This window comes from Bradyrhizobium sp. UNPF46 (genome assembly GCF_006658625.1).
In the GTDB taxonomy this organism is placed as follows: domain Bacteria; phylum Pseudomonadota; class Alphaproteobacteria; order Rhizobiales; family Xanthobacteraceae; genus Bradyrhizobium; species Bradyrhizobium nitroreducens.
This window is the reverse complement of record NZ_LFJB01000112.1, coordinates 1-19629: the sequence shown is the minus strand read 5'-3', so window position 1 is coordinate 19629 and position 19629 is coordinate 1. Positions and strand designations below refer to the sequence as shown.

The window sequence follows — 19629 nt, the reverse complement described above, 5'->3', positions numbered from 1 at the left end:
AAAGTGCGAAGCGGTTTTCCGGAAAGATCATGCGCAAACAACAACCTAAAGCGCGATGACGATTCATCCAAATCTCATCGCGCTTTGGTCCCGCAGTTGCTCGGGATAGTGTTCCATGGCTGCCGCGCGCACACGCGAAGCCCAGCGGCGGCGGGCCTTGATCATTCGCCTTTCGCGAGCGGGTGGACGGTATTCCCGCCAAACCGCAGCGATGGCCTCGAGGAGCAGCGGTGGCCTCGAGGATATGTCGCATCATCAATGGGTCCTGAAATACAGTGTCGCTATCAGCGCGAAAAGCCCGATCCAGACAATCGCCCCCAATTCCAAGGCTTCCGCCACGGTAACGCTCAGCGGAGCTGTGCGCCGCAAGCCGATCCATAGCAAAACCGCAGCAAACGGCAGGACAATCAGGGCGAAACCTTGGATCATGAGCGCAATCTAGTCCACCACAAAGACCCGGCGCAAGTCGAGGTAGCGATCGTGGCGCGGTCGATCAGCACCTCGGCGATCGGACCGAGCAGGCTCTCCTGCACCGCGCGGCGATCGGCCGAGCGTCGCGGCGAGCCGCTGCAATTCTGCGAGAGGCTGTTGGCGTGTCGGAAATCGCCCTTGAGGCTCGGCGTGCAATTCGTCCTCGACGACAAACATTCCCTCGCTTCGCTCTACCGAATTCGGTGTGATGCCTTGCCGAGTTCTGCTGACTTGCCGAGTGTGCCGACTTGCCGAGTGTGCCGACTTGCCGAGCCGTAGCTCGCGAAGCGAACGAAGGCTGGTGGGCGGTCACGGATTCGAACCGCGGACCCTCTCGGTGTAAACGAGATGCTCTAACCAGCTGAGCTAACCGCCCCTCGCCGCCTCTTTATCCCTACCCGCCCTTGCTGGGCAAGCCCGACCTCAATCCTGCGGGCGGCCCGGCAGCAGCGGCACCGCGTCGATCCAGACCGCCGCGGACTGGCACCAGATCTGCCTGACAGGGCGCAATTTGTCGCGCTGGCGGATCGAGCCCCAGCGGATGCCCCAATCGTCGGCCTGGTCGCCCTCGCCGCTGGTGAACAGCGGGGAACCGCAATCGGTGCAGAAGTGCTGGAAGCGCATCCGGCCGTTGTCGCCGCGCTTGCCGTAGACCTTGGGCGTGCCGGCGGTGAGGCGGACGTCGGCCCCGGAACAGACAGCCGTCACACGGAACGGCGAGCCGGTCAGGGTCTGACAGTCGGTGCAGTGACACACCGAGACCGCCTCCGGGTCGATCTCGGCCGCGTAGCTGATCTTGCCGCAATGGCATTGCCCGTCGATCTGCATCGCCTGGTCCCCTCCCGAAAACAAAAACGGCGCCCGAAGGCGCCGTTTTATCATCTTTCGCTCGAGATCAGTGAGCGGTCAGGCCGCCGGCGGCTTCGTCGCCATCGGGCTTCACCGTCACCTTGGTGTCCTCTTCCCAGACGATCGGCGTCGGCTTCTTCACCAGCGCCTTGGCGATGACGTCGTCGAGACGGGAGACCGGGATGATCTCCATGCCGCCCTTGATCGCATCGGAAATCTCCGTGAGATCCTTGGCGTTGTCCTCGGGGATCAGCACCGTCTTGATGCCGCCGCGGGCCGCAGCCAGCAGCTTCTCCTTCAGGCCGCCGATCGGCAGCACGCGGCCACGCAGCGTGATCTCGCCGGTCATCGCGACATCGTGGCGAACCGGGATGCCGGTCATGACCGAGATGATCGCGGTGGCCATCGCAACGCCCGCGGACGGACCGTCCTTCGGCGTCGCGCCTTCGGGCACGTGGACGTGGATGTCGCGGCGGTCGAACATCGGCGGCTCGATGCCGTAGTTGATCGCGCGCGAGCGGACATAGGACGCCGCCGCGGAGATCGACTCCTTCATCACGTCACGCAAATTGCCCGTGACCGTCATCTTGCCCTTGCCGGGCATCATGACGCCTTCGATGGTCAGCAGTTCGCCGCCGACATCGGTCCAGGCAAGGCCGGTGACGATGCCGACCTGCGGCTCGCTCTCGATCTCGCCGAAGCGGTACTTCGGCACGCCGAGCAGCTCTTCCAGAGTCTTCTCGGTGACCTTGACCGACTTCTTCTTGGAGATCATCAGCTCCTTCACCGCCTTGCGGGCGAGTGTGGAGAGCTCACGCTCCAGGTTACGCACGCCCGCTTCGCGGGTGTAGCGGCGGATCAGAAGCAGCAGCGCGTCGTCGTCGATCGAGAACTCCTTGGAGTCCAGGCCGTGCTTGGACACCGCGTTCGGGATCAGATGCTTGCGCGCGATCTCGACCTTCTCGTTCTCGGTGTAGCCCGCGATCCGGATGATCTCCATGCGGTCCATCAGCGGTCCGGGAATATTGAGCGTATTCGCGGTGGTGATGAACATCACGTTGGACAGATCGTAGTCGACCTCGAGATAGTGGTCGTTGAACGTTCCGTTCTGCTCGGGATCGAGAACCTCGAGCAGAGCCGACGACGGATCGCCGCGGAAATCGGCGCCCATCTTGTCGATCTCGTCCAGCAGGAACAGCGGATTGGACGATTTCGCCTTGCGCATCGACTGGATGATCTTGCCGGGCATCGAGCCGATATAGGTGCGGCGGTGACCGCGGATCTCGGCCTCGTCGCGCACGCCGCCGAGCGAGACGCGCACGAACTCGCGCCCCGTCGCCTTCGCGATGGACTTGCCGAGCGAGGTCTTGCCGACGCCGGGAGGCCCGACGAGGCACAGGATCGGGCCCGTCAGCTTGTTGGCGCGCGACTGCACCGCCAGATACTCGACGATGCGTTCCTTGACCTTCTCCAGCCCGTAGTGATCGGAATCCAGGATGGCCTGCGCCTGCTCCAGGTCCTTCTTCACCTTGGACTTCTTGTTCCACGGGATCGACAGCAGCCAATCCAGATAGTTGCGCACGACGGTCGCTTCCGCGGACATCGGCGACATCTGGCGCAGCTTCTTCAATTCATGCTGCGCCTTTTCGCGCGCTTCCTTGGAGAGCTTGGTCTTGGAGATCTTCTCTTCGAGATCGGCGAGCTCGTCGCGACCGTCGTCGTCGCCGAGTTCCTTCTGGATCGCCTTCATCTGCTCGTTGAGATAATACTCGCGCTGGGTCTTCTCCATCTGGCGCTTGACGCGCGAGCGGATGCGCTTCTCGACCTGCAGCACCGAGATCTCGCTCTCCATCAGGCCCAGCACCTTCTCGAGGCGCGTGGTGACGGACAGCGTCTCCAGGATGCCCTGGCGGTCCGCGATCTTGACCGCGAGATGCGAGGCGACGGTGTCGGCGAGCTTGGCGAAGTCGGTGATCGCCTGCACGACGCCGACGACCTCGGCCGAGATCTTCTTGTTGAGCTTCACATAGCTCTCGAAGTCGGACACGACCGAGCGCGCCAGCGCTTCCGCCTCGACCGACTTCGCATCGGTGTCGGCGAGCGCAATTGCGGTTGCTTCGTAATAGTCGGCGCGATCGGTGTACTTCTGCACGCGCGCACGCTCGAGCCCCTCGACCAGCACCTTCACGGTGCCATCGGGAAGCTTCAAGAGCTGGAGCACGCTGGCGAGCGTACCGGTCTCGTAAATGGCATCGGGCGCCGGATCGTCATCGGACGCATTCTTCTGCGTCGCGAGCATGATCAGCGCGTCGTTCTTCATCACCTCTTCAAGCGCGCGGATCGACTTCTCGCGGCCGACGAAGAGCGGAACGATCATGTGCGGGAAGACGACGATGTCGCGCAATGGCAGCACGGGATAGGCGTGCGTTTCGCCATGGACGATGGTTGGCCGCGGTTTTGGATTAGTCATGGCCTTTTCCTTTTGGTTTGCCCCCTTGCACGCAGCCCGCCGTCTTCATGCGCAACCGCCACAAGGTGCCGAGGTGATCCACAAACCGGCCTACCAGTCGAAGGTTGGACCGGCCTTGCCGGATCGGAACTGAGGCGAATCTTGAAGAGAATTTTCGCTCGCCGCCGACATTAGGTGGCTATCGACCGGGGGGGTGTCAAGTCATTGAAAAACGCGCGCCATCAGGCGCTTACGCAACGCGGTAAGCGACGCAACACCGGCTGCGGAGATACTCGTCCGCAGCCCCACTTGAAGGTACAATTGGAGCGTTCCAGCGCCGCCAGATCAGGCGCTGGCGTTCTCGACGGCGCGATCGGTCCGATCGGCGTAGATGTAGAGCGGACGGGCCGTGCCTTCCACGACTTCGCGGGAAATCACGACTTCTTCCACACCTTCCAGGCCCGGCAGGTCGAACATGGTCTCGAGCAGGATCGCTTCGAGGATCGAACGCAGGCCTCGCGCGCCGGTCTTGCGCTCGATCGCCTTGCGGGCGACCGCGCCAAGCGCCTCGTCGGCGAAGGTCAGCTCGATGTTCTCCATCTCGAACAGCCGCTGGTACTGTTTCACCAGCGCGTTCTTCGGCTCTGTCAGGATCTTCTTCAGCGAGGTCTCGTCCAGATCCTCGAGCGTCGCCACGACGGGCAGACGACCGACGAATTCTGGGATGAGGCCGTACTTCAGGAGGTCCTCAGGCTCGACGTGACGGAAGATCTCGCCGGTCCGGCGGTCTTCGGGCGCCATCACCTGGGCCGCGAAACCGATCGAGGTCGACCGGCCGCGCGCCGAGATGATCTTCTCGAGGCCGGCGAACGCACCGCCGCAGATGAACAGGATGTTGGTGGTGTCCACCTGCAGGAATTCCTGCTGCGGATGCTTGCGGCCGCCCTGCGGCGGGACCGAAGCCACCGTGCCTTCCATGATCTTGAGCAGCGCCTGCTGCACGCCCTCACCCGACACGTCGCGCGTGATCGAGGGATTGTCGGACTTGCGGCTGATCTTGTCGATTTCGTCGATGTAGACGATGCCGCGCTGGGCGCGCTCGACGTTGTAGTCGGCGGCCTGGAGCAGCTTCAGGATGATGTTCTCGACGTCCTCGCCGACATAGCCGGCCTCGGTCAGCGTCGTCGCGTCCGCCATCGTGAACGGCACGTCCAGGATGCGGGCGAGCGTCTGCGCGAGCAGCGTCTTGCCCGAACCGGTCGGACCGATCAGCAGGATGTTCGACTTCGCGAGCTCGACGTCGTTGTGCTTGGTCTGGTGGTTGAGGCGCTTGTAGTGGTTGTGCACCGCGACCGAGAGGACCTTCTTCGCATGGCTCTGGCCGATGACGTAATCGTCCAGGACCTTGCAGATTTCCTTCGGCGTCGGAATGCCGTCGCGCGACTTGACCAGCGAGGATTTGTTCTCCTCGCGGATGATGTCCATGCAGAGCTCGACGCACTCGTCGCAGATGAAGACCGTGGGACCCGCGATCAGTTTGCGGACTTCGTGCTGGCTCTTGCCGCAGAACGAGCAATATAGCGTGTTCTTGGAGTCGCTCGTGCCGACCTTACTCATTCATGTCTCCGTCCGCGGTTCGATCCCGTTCCGCTCGATCGCTCCATTCCGGCACGATGGCCGGCATGAAGCTTAAGTAGAGCAAATTCCGTACCAAAAAAGACCCTACGCATTACATCCCGTGCGAATCACGGTCGCTCGATTCTCCGCGATCATAGCCGATCATTCGTAGCCAACCATGCTGTCACCCGACTATCAAGAATTCGCTAATCGGGGGTCGCCGGCTACCCGTGACAATACCGTGATTTCCGGCCTTGGCACGGGCGAAGTGACCGAAATCACCCCGCCGTTGCTGGATTGCCACGAAAAACAAGCACGAAAGCGGAACTTTCTGCCTGTCGCAGGGCGCAAAACTGCGTTTTGCAAGGCGTACACGCGTCCATAGCGTGAACGCCACCTGATTAAGTCACCGGCGGTCCCAAGGGCTTGCCGAGGGATCGCCGCCACCCCAGTAGTGTTACTGGGTCTTCGCCGCTGCCGGCTCCTCAGCGCGCTTGTCGATAACCTTGTCGACCAGGCCGAACTCCTTGGCGTCGTTCGCGGTCAGGAACTTGTCGCGTTCCAGCGCGTCCTCGATCGACTTGTAGGTCTGGCCGGTGTGCTTGACGTAGATCTCGTTGAGCCGCTTCTTCAGGTTCAGGATTTCCTGGGCGTGCAGCATGATGTCGGTGGCCTGGCCCTGGAAGCCGCCGGAGGGCTGATGCACCATGATGCGCGCGTTCGGCAGCGAGAAGCGCATGTCCTTCTCGCCGGCGGCCAGCAGCAGCGAACCCATCGAGGCAGCCTGGCCCGTGCACAGCGTCGAGACCGGCGGGCGGATGAACTGCATCGTGTCGTAGATCGCGAGGCCCGAGGTCACCACGCCGCCCGGCGAGTTGATGTACATCGAGATTTCCTTCTTCGGATTCTCGGCCTCGAGGAACAAAAGCTGTGCGACGACCAGTGTCGACATGCCGTCCTCGACCGGTCCGGTCAGGAAGATGATGCGCTCCTTCAAGAGGCGCGAGAAGATGTCGTAGGCGCGCTCGCCACGGTTGGTCTGCTCGACCACCATGGGCACGAGGTTCATGTAGGTTTCAACCGGATCGCGCATGAGTCACCTAGGTTTTTCGGACGTGGACATCGCCTGTCGTGGCTGCCAGTTGGGCTGGATTTGCCGGAAGGCCGACGGACGTCCCGTGATGCAGGACTTGTTGGTGTAGAGCACTTTTAGCGGAAGACTTTTAGGCGGAAGACTCGGGTACAGGGCGTACCGACAGATATAGCCCAATTCGCTTCTGACAAGTGCGGAGCGAATTAAGGCTTAATCCGTCGGGCAGTTGAAGCTGATTCGCACAAAGAGGCCCAGCCGGCCATCTGGCTAGCTGGGCCCCTTCGCCGATCATCCTTAATAGATGCCTGCCTCAAACCCTTCAGGCTGCGGTCTTTTCCGCCTCGTCGTCTTTGTAGAGATCCTCGCGCGAAACCTTCTTCTCGGTCACGTTGGCGAGCTCGAGGATGAAGTCGACGACCTTGTCCTCATAGATCGGTGCGCGAAGCTGGGCCAACGCCTGGGCGTTGCTGCGGTAATAGTCCCAGACCTCCTTCTCGCGGCCGGGCATCGAGCGCGCGCGCTCGATCACGGCGCGGCCGACCTCGTCGTCGGTCACGGTGATCTTGTTCTTCTCGCCGATCTCGGAGAGCACGAGGCCGAGCCGCACGCGGCGGTCGGCGATCTTGCGGTACTCTTCCTTGGCCTTGTCCTCGGTGGTGTCCTCGTCGGCGAAGGTCTTGCCGGCCGAGGCCATCTCGGCGTTGACCGAGTTCCACATCAGATTGAACTCTTCGTCGACCAGCGAGGGCGGCGCCTCGAAGCGATGCGCCTCGTCGAGGCGGTCGAGCAGCGCGCGCTTGACGCGCTGGCGCGTCGCGCCCGCGAACTCGGCAACCAGACGCTCGCGCGCGGCTTCCTTCAGCTTGTCCAGCGATTCGAGGCCGAGGCTCTTGGCGAACTCGTCGTCGATCGCAACGTCCTGCGGCGCCTCGATCGTGGTCGCGGTGGTCTCGAACTCGGCCGGCTGGCCGGCGAGCTTCTCGTTCATGTAGTTCTTCGGGAACGACACTTTCAGCGTGCGGGTCTCGCCGGCACCGATGCCGATCAGCTGCTCCTCGAAGCCCGGGATGAAGGTGTTGGAGCCGATCACGACCTGGATGCCTTCACCGGTGCCGCCCTCGAAGACTTCGCCGTTGATGCTGCCCTTGAAGTTGATGGTGACGCGGTCGCCGGATTCGGCCTTGGCGCCCTCGGCCTTCGCGGCATAGCCGCGGTTGCTGTCGGCGATACGCTTGATCGCCTCGTCGACGTCGGCGTCGCTGACGTCGGCGACGGGCTTCTCGACCTGGAAGGTCTTGAAGTCGGCGAGCGCGATCGCCGGCACCACCTCGATCGCGACCGTGTAGGTCAGATCGGTCTTGCCGCTCAGCAGCTCCTCGACCTCGGCCTGCTCGCTCGGCATGGTGATCTTCGGCTCGGTCGCAAGGCGGAAGCCGCGCTCGGAGAACAGCTGCGTGTTGGTGTCGCGGATGGTCTGGTCGATGGTCTCGGCCATCACCGAGCGGCCGTAGACCTTCTTCAGGTGAGCGACCGGCACCTTGCCGGGGCGGAAGCCGTTGATGCGGACCTTGTCCTTGAGGTCAACGAGCTTGGCACCGGCCTTGGCGTCGAGATCAGACGCGGGAACGCTGATCTTGAACTCGTGCTTCAAACCTTCCGAGAGGGTCTCTGTGACCTGCATGGCGTCCAATCTTCTTCTCGTTCGGCCCCGGCGCGCATGCGTCGGGACGCTGTCATTAATCGATCCGGCGCGAGGCAATCGCCTCACCGCCGGTGCTTCATCGGACCGGCCCCCAGCGGACAAACATCCGCGCGAAAGCAGGTCTCGTAATCCGTGCAAACGCGATAAGCGCTTGGTGCGGGCGGAGGGACTCGAACCCCCACAACTTTCGTCACTGGAACCTAAATCCAGCGCGTCTACCAGTTCCGCCACGCCCGCGTGAATTTGCATCAAGACCGGCCGCGATGCCGCGGGCGGCCGGGCTTATAGCATGCGCCTGACTGTTCGCAGCAAAAAAATGGCCTGATGGAGGCAGGCTTCAAGTAGGCACGACGGCTGGACTTATCCAGCGCGGCATGGTCCGGATCGGGGCCATGAAACCGCGGATCCTGGACCCCAATCGGCGCGACGTTTTGGCCGGGCTTGGCGCCTCCCTTGGCGCCTCCCTCGGCGCTTCCGCGGCCGGGCTGATGGCGGGCGGCGCAACCCCGCCCGTGTCCGCCCAGATTGCCCTTCAGGCCAGGTCGTCAACCCTCATTCTCCGGCCCGGGCAGCCAGCTACACCAATCTGGGAGCTGGCCGCCGTAAGCCACCTCAGGAACGTCCGTCTCAAGCGCGGCGACCGCTGCGAGCTGGTGTTTCGGAACGACCTTCCTGTCCCGCTTGCGCCAGTCTGGTACGGCCTGAACGGCGGGGCCGCGACCGACCCGTTGCGAGGGCGCGCGCCTGCCCTGCCAAATGCGGTCGAAACATCAATCATTTCAATATCCAATGCGGGAACCTTGCTGACCGACTTTCGCCTGTTCGAGGACGGAATGAAGCATCCCGCGCGCCCGCTTCCGGTCATCGCAGCCGAGACCAGCCCTGAAGTCGTCGACCGTGATGAGGTGCTGCTGATCGAGGAATGGCGCCTGCGTCCGGACGGAACGGCGCTTCCCCCGGGGCAGGACCCGAAGGGCTCGGCGCCGCTCTATACGATCAACGGGCAGACTTCATTCGAACTCTCAGCCTTGCGCCATCAGCGGCTGCGGCTGCGCTTCATCAACGGCTCCCAACGCACTGTTCTCGCAATCAAATTGGAAGGCTACGATGTCCGTGTGATGGCCCTCGACGGCCAGCCCGCCGAGCCGTTCCCGGCGCGGAACGGCGCCCTGGTACTCGCCCCGGGCGGACGCGCTGATGCGTTTGTCGATGCGGCCACATCGGCCTCATTTCTCCTGCACGACGGCAAGGAGGCGCGTCCGATCGGAAGCCTCAACATATCGGACCAGATGGAGCGGCGCACACCGCTGGCGCCGCCACAGCCCCTCCCGTCCAACGGCTTGCCCGAGACGCTCGACCTCCGCGGCGCCCTGCGGTTCGATGTCGCGCTCGGCGCGCCCGACGCCGGCTGGACCCGGCCGGCAGGCTTCTCCACCGCTTCCGCCCCCGCCTTCCGCACCAAGGCCGGCCGCACCGTCGTGCTGACACTGAAGAGCCCTGGCCCGATCACGACCGTATTCCATCTGCACGGCCACTCTTTCCGCCTGCTCGACAAGCTCGACGACGGCTGGAAGCCCTACTGGCTCGACACGCTGGCGGTCGAGCCCGGCCAGACCCAGCGCATCGCCTTCGCCGCGACCTCCCCCGGACGCTGGCTGATCGAGTCGGTTGCAACGGACTGGGCCGCGCCGCGGCTGGTGCGCTGGTACGCGGTGGAGTGAGCCTCAGCTAGCGCGTCCAGACGTAGTGCGCGTCGGGCTCCTTCTCCTCGTTTCGCGCCCCGTCAGTCTGCTCGACCAGCGCGAAGCCGCGCGCCTCGTAGAAGCGGCGCGCCCGCGTGTTGCGCTGGAAGGTCCAGAGCTCCAACCGATCACAGACCTGCTTGGCAACATCGAGGAGCTCGGTGCCGACACCGCGGCCCTGGACCACCGGAAGCACGTAGAGCTGCTCGACCCAGCCCTCACGGAACGCAATGATCCCGCTCAGCACCTCGTCGTCGAAACATCCCCACACGCGGCACGTCGGAAAGACACGCTCGCGATAGAACCAGAGGTCCTCGTCCAGCGTGTGCAGGCCGACCAGCCACGGCATCGCCTGGTCGAACGCAACTCGATGGACTTGCGCGGCCGCGCCCATGTCGGCGAGCGCGAGCTGTCTGAGCACTAGTACTCGACCCCGAACGCATCATAGATCCGCCGGTGCACGGCCGGCAGCGTCTCGGTGAGATCCTCCGCGATCAGTCCCGGCCCGGCTTCGCGTCCCGCCTCGCCGTGCATCCAGACGCCGATACTGGCGGCTTCGAACGCCGGCACGCCCTGCGCCAGCAGCCCCGCGATGATGCCGGACAGCACGTCGCCGGCGCCGGCGGTGGCGAGCCAGGGCGGCGCGTTGGCGGCGATGGTGGCGCGGCCGTCGGGGGCGGCGATCGTGGTGTCGGGTCCCTTCAGGAGCACGACGGCGCCGGAGCGCTCGGCGGCGGCGCGCACGCGCTCCAGCTTGGAGCGACCGGGAAATTTGTTGCTGAGGTCGGAGAACAGGCGCGGAAACTCGCCTTCGTGCGGCGTCAGCACCACCGCATTGTGCTGCGACGACTTGATCTGTTCGAACAGCCGCTCCGGCTTTGCGGCAAAGCTCGTCAACGCATCGGCATCGAGCACCAGATGCCGCTGCGCCGTGAGCGCGGTGTGGACGAGGTCGCAGGTGCGCTCACCGATTCCCGCGCCGGGGCCGATGATGCAGGTGTTGTAGCGCTTGTCGCCGAGCAGCTCGCCGAACTCGATCGCGGTATCGACGGGGCGAACCATCACGGCCGTGAGCGCGGCCGCGTTGATCGCGAGCGCATCGCGCGGGCTCGCCAGCGTGACGAGGCCCGCCCCTGCCCGCAGCGCCCCGCGCGCGGCGAGCCGGGCGGCGCCGGTCGCCGCCGCGTCGCCGGAGACCGCCAGCACATGCCCGCGCGCGTATTTGTGGCCGTCCATGCCCGGCACCGGAAAGGCGCTGCCCCAGGCATCCGGATCGTTCTCGAAAGTCTGCGGAGCGATCTCGTCCAGCACCTGCGGCTCGATGCCGATGTCGGCGACGCGCACCCGGCCGCAATGCTTCCGGCCGGGCAGCAAGAGATGCGCCGGTTTCTTGCGGAAGAAGGTGACGGTCTCGGTGGCGTTCACCGCCGCGCCCATCACCGCCGCGCTGGTGCCGTTGATGCCGCTCGGCAGGTCGACCGCGAGCACCACGGCGCCGTTGGCGTTGATCGCCTCGATCATCGCGCGCGCCTCGCCGTCGACGGGACGGCTGAGGCCGGCGCCGAACAGCGCATCGATGATCAGCGCGGGCCGTCCGATCGCCTGCGGATTGAAAGGAAGCACCGGGTGCTTCCAGCCGCGCGCGGCGGAGGCCGCGTCGCCCTGGAGCTGGTCGCGCTCGCACATCAGGATCACCGAAACCTCGCGTCCCTGTGCGGCGAGCTCGGCGGCTGCGACGAAACCGTCACCGCCATTGTTGCCGGGGCCGGCCACGATCAGGATCGGCCCCTCCTCGACCAGCGCGTGGGCGGCCTCGGCGACCGCCTGGCCGGCGCTCAGCATCAGCTTGAAACCGGGCGTGCCGGCCGCGATGGTGAGCTGGTCTGCGCGCTGCATTTCAGCGGTGGTCAGAACTTCCATGCCACTTCCCTGGTCCAAACGCCTTTTCAACAGGCACGTTCCGTGCCGTCCCACCCTGGGGAACGCTGATCTGCACACATATTGAACCGTTTGCCTATTTCGTAGTCTTCGGTATCTTGTGCAGGTCGGCGCCACCCCTCGGAGATGCTCGTTAAAAGGCTGATAACGCTCCAACAATCAGGGCAATTGCAACTTGGCATAGACCCTGCTTTCGAGGAAGTCGCTTCGGTTCGTCGTGCTCACTGGCATATATCAGGGTGTGGCCGGCCGTTGTTGCCGGACTGGTCAGGGTTTCAGGCATAGCGAAGACAAGATCGTGCGTTAAGAAGAGCGCATCCTGACGAAGACGTTGCTATTTGTTCGAAAGGCCGGGAGGCGCGCAGTGAAGAAGATCGAAGCCATCATCAAGCCATTCAAGCTCGACGAGGTGAAGGAAGCGCTTCAGGAGGTCGGCCTTCAGGGCATCACCGTGACCGAAGCCAAGGGCTTTGGCCGGCAGAAGGGGCACGCCGAGCTCTACCGCGGCGCCGAATACATCGTCGACTTCCTGCCCAAGGTGAAGATCGAGATCGTGATCGGCGACGATCTGGTCGAGCGCGCCATCGACGCCATCCGCCGCGCCGCGCAGACCGGGCGCATCGGCGACGGTAAGATCTTCGTCTCCAACATCGAAGAGGCGATCCGCATCCGAACCGGCGAATCCGGGCTGGACGCTATCTGAGCCGGGTGCTATCCCGAATTTTGCGACACTCCGACTGGAAATAAGGCTGCTTCGGCGGCCTGAATTCGTTTGTGCGGTCGCGCAAAACTCGCCCGAGCGAGAATAATTTTGCTCATCTGGAAACCGACCCGCAGAGCCAAAAGGGGTATGCATGAAGACCGCCAAAGACGTCCTGAAATCGATCAAGGACAACGACGTGAAGTACGTCGACCTGCGCTTCACCGATCCGCGTGGCAAGTGGCAGCATGTGACGTTCGACGTCAGCATGATCGATGAAGACATCTTCGCCGAAGGCACGATGTTCGACGGCTCCTCGATCGCCGGCTGGAAGGCGATCAACGAGTCCGACATGTGCCTGATGCCCGATCCGGTCACCGCGACGATCGACCCGTTCTTCGCCGAGACCACCATGGTCATCACCTGCGACGTGCTCGAGCCGACCACCGGCGAGCCCTACAACCGCGACCCCCGCGGCATCGCCAAGAAGGCCGAGGCCATGGTGAAGTCGATGGGCGTGGGCGACAGCGTGTTCGTCGGCCCCGAGGCCGAGTTCTTCGTGTTCGACGACGTGCGCTATTCGGCCGAACCTTACAAGACCGGTTTCCGGCTCGACTCCTCGGAGCTGCCGACCAATTCCGACACCGAATATGAAGGCGGCAATCTCGGCCACCGCATCCGCACCAAGGGCGGCTACTTCCCCGTTCCGCCGCAGGACTCGGTGCAGGACATGCGCTCCGAAATGCTGGGTGCCATGGCCAAGATGGGCGTCAAGGTCGAGAAGCACCACCACGAGGTCGCCTCCGCCCAGCACGAGCTCGGCATGAAGTTCGACACGCTGACGCTGATGGCCGACCACATGCAGATCTACAAGTACTGCATCCACCAGGTCGCCCACATCTACGGCAAGACCGCCACCTTCATGCCGAAGCCGATCTTCGGCGACAACGGCTCGGGCATGCACGTGCACCAGTCGATCTGGAAGGACGGCAAGCCGGTGTTCGCCGGCAACAAATACGCCGACCTCTCGGAGACCTGCCTGCACTACATCGGCGGCATCATCAAGCACGCCAAGGCGATCAACGCCTTCACCAACCCGTCGACCAACTCCTACAAGCGTCTGGTCCCGGGCTATGAAGCCCCCGTGCTGCTCGCCTACTCCGCGCGCAACCGCTCGGCCTCCTGCCGCATCCCCTACACCGCTTCGCCGAAGGCCAAGCGCGTCGAGGTGCGCTTCCCCGATCCGATGGCCAATCCCTATCTCGGCTTCGCCGCGATGCTGATGGCCGGCCTCGACGGCATCAAGAACAAGATCGATCCGGGTCCGGCGATGGACAAGGACCTCTACGATCTGCCGAAGGAAGAGCTGAAGCAGATCCCGACCGTCTGCGGCTCGCTCCGCGAGGCGCTGGAAAACCTCGACAAGGACCGCGGCTTCCTCAAGGCCGGCGGCGTGTTCGACGACGACTTCATCGACGCTTACATCGAGCTGAAGATGACCGAAGTCGCCCGCTTCGAGATGACCCCGCACCCGGTCGAGTTCGAGATGTACTATTCGGGCTAGGCCCGAACTCACGCGACAAAGCAAAAGGCGCTTCCGATGGAAGCGCCTTTTCGTTTTGTGGTCGCGGTGAGCTACGGCTTCGGCCGCGCGACCCGCAGCCCGTCCGCGCCGATCGCGCCGAACGTGCCGGCGATGATCTCGGCCGTCGGCTGCATGCCGCCGAGCGACCAGTGCGAGGGATCCTGCTCCTCGATCCTGACCCAGACGTTGCGGCGGAACTCCGCATTGCCCTGCCCTTCGACCTCGACCAGGAGATCGGTGACGCGCTCGAGCAGCGCCTTCTTCTGCGTGGCATCCAGGATGCCGCGGACGGTGGAAATGGTGACGTAAGGCATGTCTCTCTCCAATCATGTCGTGTGACGACGGTGAAAGATTGGACTGGACAAGCCCGAGACGGCAGTGGCGGATAAGACAGAGATCGGGCAATTTCCGCCATGCCGCCGCGGGGCCGATCGGATAGGATCGCGCACGTCCCGCCTGGAGGTCCCATGAAGCTTGCAATTCTGGCCGTGGAAGGCTGCATGCACTCGGCGATATCAGGCGTCGCCGACATCCTGTCGCTCGCCAACCACGTCATGCAGCAGAGCGGCGCCAAGCCCCGCTTCAGCTGGCAGACGCTCTCGCTCGACGGCAAGCCGGTGCGCGCCGGCGGCGGCCAGATGGTCGCGGTCGATGGCGCGGTCGGGCAACGCGCGCGCTTCGACGCCATCCTCGTCCCCGGCAACCTCGTCGATCACGTCACCGCGGAGCGCCTGCAACCGCAATATGCCCGCGCCGGCGCCTGGCTCCGGCAGCAGCACGCGAACGGCCGGCTGATCGGCGCGTTCTGCAGCGGCGTATTTCTGCTGGCCGGAGCCGGCCTGCTCGACAACCGCCGCGCCACCATCACCTGGTGGCTGCAAGGCGAGCTGCGGCAGCGCCACCCCACCATCGACCTCGCCGCCGACGCCGTCATCACGATTGCGGACCGCATCGTCTGTGCGGCCGGCCCGATGTCGTGGGTCGATCTCCTGCTCAGATTGATCGAGCTGGTCGATGGCAAGGACACCGCAAGATTATGCGCGGACTACGTCGTCATCGATACCGCGCAGCGCACCCAGTCGATCTTCATGCCGGTCGGCTATCTGCTCTCGCAGGATCCGCTGCTGACCAGGGCCGACCTGCTGGTTCGCCGCACCGGCAAGGCTCCGATGACGGTCAAGCGCCTCGCCGGTGCGCTCGGCCTCAGCGAGCGCACGCTGAACCGGAAGTTTCAGGAGCTCACGCACGAGCCGCCTCAGGCCTTCATCATGCGCCGCCGCGTCGAGCACGCCCGCACGCTGCTGGAGACGACGACGCAGCCGATCAAGGCCATCGCACGCACGAGCGGCTATGAGGACGAGAGCAGCTTCCGCAAGGCGTTCCGCAAGCTCACTCTGATGTCACCGCAGGCCTATCGCGCACGGCGGATGGAACGGACGGCGTGAGGCGCCTTCGAGCCGTTCGCTTTCGTTCCGCATCCGACTCCACTTCGTTCTCAAAGAACAAATCAGAGCCGGGAAAATCAGGGCGGACCAATTCCTACTGATTGGTTTATCTCGTCCGAAATCTGGAATGGGCCGCGACTGCGTGGCGCGTCGCGGACGATTTCGTGCACGGGCACGCAACTCATTTGTCCGGAAAATTCACGGCGATCTCGGTCACGACAGGCGCATACTTCACCAGCGCCGCGTTGTCGGAGGCGACCTTCACGCCGTCGCCGGACAGTGATCTCGGCGCGCCGGTCTTGCCGCCGAAGCGGATCGTAATCCGGCAGCCGCCCTGCAGCGGCCGGCTCAGCGTGCCGCCCTTCCAGTCGGTGACGAAGCCGCCATAGTCCCATTCGAAGCCGCTGACGAGGAACGGCTTGCCGTTGATCTTCTGCACGTCGGCAAGCGTGGATCCGATCGTGACGCCGGCAACGTTCCAGAGGCCGGTCTTGCCTGCGTCGCGCAAGGTCAGGCCGGAGACGCGCCCGGCCTTGTCGTCGGTGAAGGCGACCTCGATGCGGCGGTCCCTCGCCTTCGGGAACAGCACGACGCCCTTGTAGGTCTCGCCTTCGGCGCCCGGCAGGTTCTGCACCACGGCGTCCTTGCCGTAGCGCTGCTTGAGGCTTCGCTCGGTATCGTCGGGGGCAACGGGCGCAGCGCAGGTGATGGGCCCCTCCTGCGGCGGGGTGCTCTGCGCAAATGCGGAGGACGACACCAGGAGGCTGGCGGCGGCGATGATGATGATGCGCGTCATCTGGATGCAGTTCCGGATTGCGAAGACGAACGCGAAGCTACCGCGCGAGGATCATCCGGCACAACTCCAAAGCAGCGCCCGCGCGCAGGCAATTCTCAATTCTTCGGCTGGCCGAAATCGAGCACCGGCGGCGGCAGTTCGATGTCCGGAATCTCGATCTTGATCTTGTCCAGGTCCACCTTCCGGGGAGCGTCCAGCAGGCCGGTGACGGTGATCGGGAATGCGATGACGACCGCGACCATGATCGCCTGCAGGCCGATCCAGGGCATCGCACCCCAATAGATGTCCGAGCTCTTGACCTCCTTCGGCGCCACGCCACGCAGGTAGAACAGGGCGAAGCCGAACGGTGGATGAAGGAAAGAAGTCTGCATGTTGACGCAGAGCATGACGCCGAACCAGATCAGCGCGGCGTCGGCGCCGACGACGGGCGCGAGCAGCTTCTGCGCGATCGGCGCGATCATCGGGATGATGATGAAGGCGATCTCGAAGAAGTCGAGGAAGAACGCGATGAAGAAGATGAACAGGTTCATGAAGATCAGGAAGCCCCAGACGCCTCCCGGCAGCGATGTCAGCATGTGCTCCAGCCAGACACCGCCATTGCAGCCCAGGAAGACGATCGAGAAGCAGGTCGATCCGATCAGGATGAACGTCACCATGCAGGTGATGCGCATGGTGGTCTGGTAGCCTTGCTTGACCAGGTCGCGCAGGTCCGGAATCCTGACCGCCTCAAGGCAGACCCAGGCGACCGCGAGATAGGCGATCGCGAAGGCGATCTTGAACACCAGGTTGGGCGTGAAGTAGATGCCGATGATGGTGCCGACGCCCGCCGCCGCCACGCCGATGAGCAGGATCTTGTGCCCGGCCGAGCTGAAATCCTTGTGGTGGATGACGGCGAGGACGATCGCGCCGACAGCGCCCATCGCGCCGGCTTCGGTCGGGGTGGCAAGGCCCAGCATCATCGTGCCGAGCACCACGAAGATCAGGACGGCGGACGGAATGATGCCCAGAAGGCATTTGCGCCAGAGCGCCCAGCCCGTGAGCGTCCTCGCTTCCTTCGGCACCGCCGGAACGTGGCCCGGCTTGATCACGCTCAGAACAAACGTGTAGCCGGCGAACAGCGCGATCTGGAGGATCGAGGGGCCCCAGGCGCCCAGATACATGTCGCCAACCGACTTCCCGAGCTGGTCCGCGAGCACGATCAGAACCAGCGAGGGCGGCACCAGCTGGGTAATGGTGCCGGACGCCGCCAGCACGCCGGTGATGTAGCGCATGTTGTAGCCGTAACGGATCATCACCGGCATCGAGATCAACGCCATCGCGATCACCTGCGCCGCCACGGTGCCCGTGATGGCGCCGAGGATGAATCCGACGATGATCACGGAATAGCCGAGACCGCCGCGAATGGGGCCGAACAACTGCCCCATCGAGTCCAGCATGTCCTCCGCGAGGCCGCACCGTTCGAGGATCGAGCCCATGAAGGTGAAGAACGGAATGGCGAGCAGCAGCTCGTTCGCCAGCACGCTGCCGTAGATGCGCTCGGGGATCGCCTGCAGGAAGCTGAACCCGAAAAACCCTTCGTGGATTGCGAGAAAGCCGAACGAAAGGCCGAGGGCGGCGAGCGTGAAGGCGACCGGGTACCCGATCAGCATGGCCAGGACCAGCCCGCCGAACATCAGCGGGGGCATCATCTCAATCGTGATCATTGGGTCGGCCGCTCGTATTTCGCGTCGATGGTGACTTCGCCGCGCAGCGCCGCCGCTCGTTTGATGGCTTCGGAAACGCCTTGCAACGCCACCATGAAGAAGCCCGCAGGCAGCACGAACTTGATCGGCCAGCGCAGCAGACCGCCGGCGTTGTTGGACATCTCGCCGATGATGAACGAGTTGTAGAACATCGCCCATGAGAGGTAGCTGAGGAGCAGGCACGCCGGGACGAGGAAGACCAATGTCCCGATCAGGTCGAGCCACAACTGGCCGCGTTCGGAAAGCATGAGGTAGAGGATTTCGACGCGCACGTGCTCGTTGCGCTTGAAGGTGTAGGACGAGCCGAACATCACCACGACGGCGAACATGTACCACTGCGTCTCGAGCCAGCTGTTGGAGCTGTAGCTGAAGGCGTACCGGATCATCGCATTCACAGCGCTGACCAAGCAGGCCGCGAGAACCAGAACGTTGCAGACATTGCCGACTTTTTCGTTCAGCCAGTCGATAGCCGTACTCACCGCCAACAATGGGCGCATCGATGCCTTTTCCCCGCTCGCTGAGTGCTGACCCCAAACGAGCAGGACCGTGACGCCAAATCAGCGTCCGTCCACTTCCGCGCGGGAGCTAGTCCACCCTCCTGATGCTTCCGCCCGTTCTTGTTGCCGGTTTTTGGCCAGACCTGTTCAGGTCTCACCCGCCGCGTGAAGCAAAATACATTTACCGTCGGCCGATTTCGGGTCAACCGGAAAATGGACCATGTGCCGCAGCGACGCCGAAAATCTTGGCCGCAGTGCTGAATCCGGTCGGCGTGCAGCGGCTTGCCGCAATGCGACCTCGAAGGGACGGCCTAACCCTCGACGTCGTACTGCTTGCAGAGGTGGTCGCCGATCTGGACCAGCATGGCGACGCATTCAGGGTAGCCGGGCCGATCCGAAGTGGCCCGGTCTGCACTGGCTCGAAACTCCCAGGAGCGCCCATCGCGGAGGATCGAGATTGTCATTCCATCGGGACAGTCGGCATGAACCTTCAACTCGGCCTTGGCCAAGGCGATCAGTTCGCTTTCAGTCTTCACAGGCCTGCTCATGAATGCATCCTCCGCCGTGGTGGCGAATTCTGGTTGCAACGACCAACCGGTCAAGCAAGTCTGTCCGATCAAGCCGCTTCCGGCATTGCGCTAACGCAATCGGTCCCCTTCCGGCCCTCGTACGGGCCCCCCGGGGATTGTTTCTGCCGCTGACATGAACGCCTGCCACCACATCCCCTCGTCATTCCGGGATGCGTGCGCGAGCACGCAGGCCCGGAATCCATCGGGCCGCATGCTCTGCCGTGCAATGGATTCCGGGTTCGCGCTGACGCGCGCCCCGGAATGACCGGCGAAGGAAGGCCAGAACCAGCGAGGCGTCGGGCAAAACACCAAACCGCCGCGTCAAGCCCTTCCCGCGAAAATATTCCACTTTCCCGAATTTCGGATTTATGGCATACACCGCTCATCCCGGCCCTGCCAAAGGGGCGCTTCGCGATCGTCACGAGATGCGGGCC

17 protein-coding genes and 2 tRNA genes are annotated in these 19629 nt (G+C 63.8%); 4 read left to right on the top strand and 15 right to left on the bottom strand.

Going from position 1 to position 19629, the window contains the following annotated elements:
• Nucleotides 1-255: 255 nt before the first annotated feature.
• From UNPF46_RS38060 to UNPF46_RS35140, 8 genes are all read right to left on the bottom strand, one after another.
• Nucleotides 256-429 carry a hypothetical protein gene (locus tag UNPF46_RS38060; protein WP_181770258.1) on the bottom strand — a complete coding sequence of 58 codons (174 nt, stop codon included), beginning with the start codon at nucleotides 427-429 and terminating at the stop codon, nucleotides 256-258.
• A 341-nt stretch (nucleotides 430-770) separates the two neighbouring features.
• Nucleotides 771-847: transfer RNA gene (locus UNPF46_RS35170), tRNA-Val, on the bottom strand.
• A gap of 47 nt (nucleotides 848-894) precedes the next feature.
• Nucleotides 895-1299, bottom strand: a complete 405-nt coding sequence (locus UNPF46_RS35165) for a GFA family protein (protein WP_100179298.1) — start codon at nucleotides 1297-1299, stop codon at nucleotides 895-897.
• Nucleotides 1300-1366: 67 nt separating this feature from the next.
• Entirely contained in the window at nucleotides 1367-3790 is a 2424-nt protein-coding gene (gene lon / locus UNPF46_RS35160) for an endopeptidase La (RefSeq protein WP_100179299.1), read from the bottom strand.
• Between the two features lie 324 nt (nucleotides 3791-4114).
• The gene (clpX, locus tag UNPF46_RS35155; protein WP_018642420.1) at nucleotides 4115-5386 is read right to left on the bottom strand and encodes an ATP-dependent Clp protease ATP-binding subunit ClpX; all 1272 of its coding nucleotides are present in this window, start codon (nucleotides 5384-5386) and stop codon (nucleotides 4115-4117) included.
• Nucleotides 5387-5843: 457 nt separating this feature from the next.
• Nucleotides 5844-6479, bottom strand: coding sequence for an ATP-dependent Clp protease proteolytic subunit (locus tag UNPF46_RS35150; protein WP_100179300.1), 636 nt, complete (start codon nucleotides 6477-6479; stop codon nucleotides 5844-5846).
• A gap of 319 nt (nucleotides 6480-6798) precedes the next feature.
• A complete protein-coding gene (tig, locus tag UNPF46_RS35145) occupies nucleotides 6799-8160 on the bottom strand; it encodes a trigger factor (RefSeq protein ID WP_100179301.1) in 1362 nt (453 codons plus the stop codon).
• Between the two features lie 173 nt (nucleotides 8161-8333).
• A tRNA-Leu gene (locus tag UNPF46_RS35140) sits at nucleotides 8334-8418 on the bottom strand.
• Nucleotides 8419-8573: 155 nt separating this feature from the next.
• On the opposite strand from UNPF46_RS35140, the gene UNPF46_RS35135 reads away from it, so the two are divergent.
• On the top strand, nucleotides 8574-9902 hold the full coding sequence (locus UNPF46_RS35135; RefSeq protein WP_142253104.1) for a multicopper oxidase domain-containing protein: 1329 nt from the start codon (nucleotides 8574-8576) through the stop codon (nucleotides 9900-9902).
• Between the two features lie 7 nt (nucleotides 9903-9909).
• On the opposite strand, the gene UNPF46_RS35130 is transcribed toward UNPF46_RS35135, so the two are convergent.
• Both UNPF46_RS35130 and UNPF46_RS35125 read right to left on the bottom strand, forming a co-directional pair.
• On the bottom strand, nucleotides 9910-10344 hold the full coding sequence (locus tag UNPF46_RS35130; protein WP_181770257.1) for a GNAT family N-acetyltransferase: 435 nt from the start codon (nucleotides 10342-10344) through the stop codon (nucleotides 9910-9912).
• Nucleotides 10344-11843 (bottom strand): NAD(P)H-hydrate dehydratase, encoded by a 1500-nt coding sequence (locus UNPF46_RS35125; RefSeq protein ID WP_142253103.1) that lies wholly within the window; start codon nucleotides 11841-11843, stop codon nucleotides 10344-10346. Before UNPF46_RS35125 ends, UNPF46_RS35130 begins: the two co-directional genes overlap by 1 nt.
• 382 nt (nucleotides 11844-12225) lie before the next feature.
• Between UNPF46_RS35125 and UNPF46_RS35120 the strand changes: the two genes are divergently transcribed.
• Entirely contained in the window at nucleotides 12226-12564 is a 339-nt protein-coding gene (locus tag UNPF46_RS35120; RefSeq protein ID WP_007603495.1) for a P-II family nitrogen regulator, read from the top strand.
• A 151-nt stretch (nucleotides 12565-12715) separates the two neighbouring features.
• Nucleotides 12716-14125, top strand: coding sequence for a type I glutamate--ammonia ligase (gene glnA / locus UNPF46_RS35115; RefSeq protein ID WP_100179304.1), 1410 nt, complete (start codon nucleotides 12716-12718; stop codon nucleotides 14123-14125).
• A 71-nt stretch (nucleotides 14126-14196) separates the two neighbouring features.
• Here glnA and UNPF46_RS35110 read toward each other — a convergent pair whose 3' ends face one another.
• Nucleotides 14197-14460: a tautomerase family protein gene (locus UNPF46_RS35110; protein ID WP_142253102.1), complete on the bottom strand. Its 264-nt coding sequence runs from the start codon at nucleotides 14458-14460 to the stop codon at nucleotides 14197-14199.
• 153 nt (nucleotides 14461-14613) lie between these two features.
• Here UNPF46_RS35110 and UNPF46_RS35105 point away from each other — a divergent pair, with 153 nt between their 5' ends.
• On the top strand, nucleotides 14614-15591 hold the full coding sequence (locus UNPF46_RS35105) for a GlxA family transcriptional regulator (RefSeq protein ID WP_142253101.1): 978 nt from the start codon (nucleotides 14614-14616) through the stop codon (nucleotides 15589-15591).
• Nucleotides 15592-15772: 181 nt separating this feature from the next.
• On the opposite strand, the gene UNPF46_RS35100 is transcribed toward UNPF46_RS35105, so the two are convergent.
• The 4 genes from UNPF46_RS35100 to UNPF46_RS35085 form a co-directional block, all read right to left on the bottom strand.
• Nucleotides 15773-16387 (bottom strand): hypothetical protein, encoded by a 615-nt coding sequence (locus UNPF46_RS35100; RefSeq protein WP_142253100.1) that lies wholly within the window; start codon nucleotides 16385-16387, stop codon nucleotides 15773-15775.
• A gap of 95 nt (nucleotides 16388-16482) precedes the next feature.
• Nucleotides 16483-18090 (bottom strand): TRAP transporter large permease, encoded by a 1608-nt coding sequence (locus UNPF46_RS35095; protein ID WP_100179309.1) that lies wholly within the window; start codon nucleotides 18088-18090, stop codon nucleotides 16483-16485.
• Nucleotides 18087-18626 (bottom strand): TRAP transporter small permease subunit, encoded by a 540-nt coding sequence (locus tag UNPF46_RS35090; protein WP_100179310.1) that lies wholly within the window; start codon nucleotides 18624-18626, stop codon nucleotides 18087-18089. Before UNPF46_RS35090 ends, UNPF46_RS35095 begins: the two co-directional genes overlap by 4 nt.
• Before the next feature lie 311 nt (nucleotides 18627-18937).
• A complete protein-coding gene (locus UNPF46_RS35085) occupies nucleotides 18938-19174 on the bottom strand; it encodes a hypothetical protein (RefSeq protein ID WP_100179311.1) in 237 nt (78 codons plus the stop codon).
• Nucleotides 19175-19629: the final 455 nt, after the last annotated feature.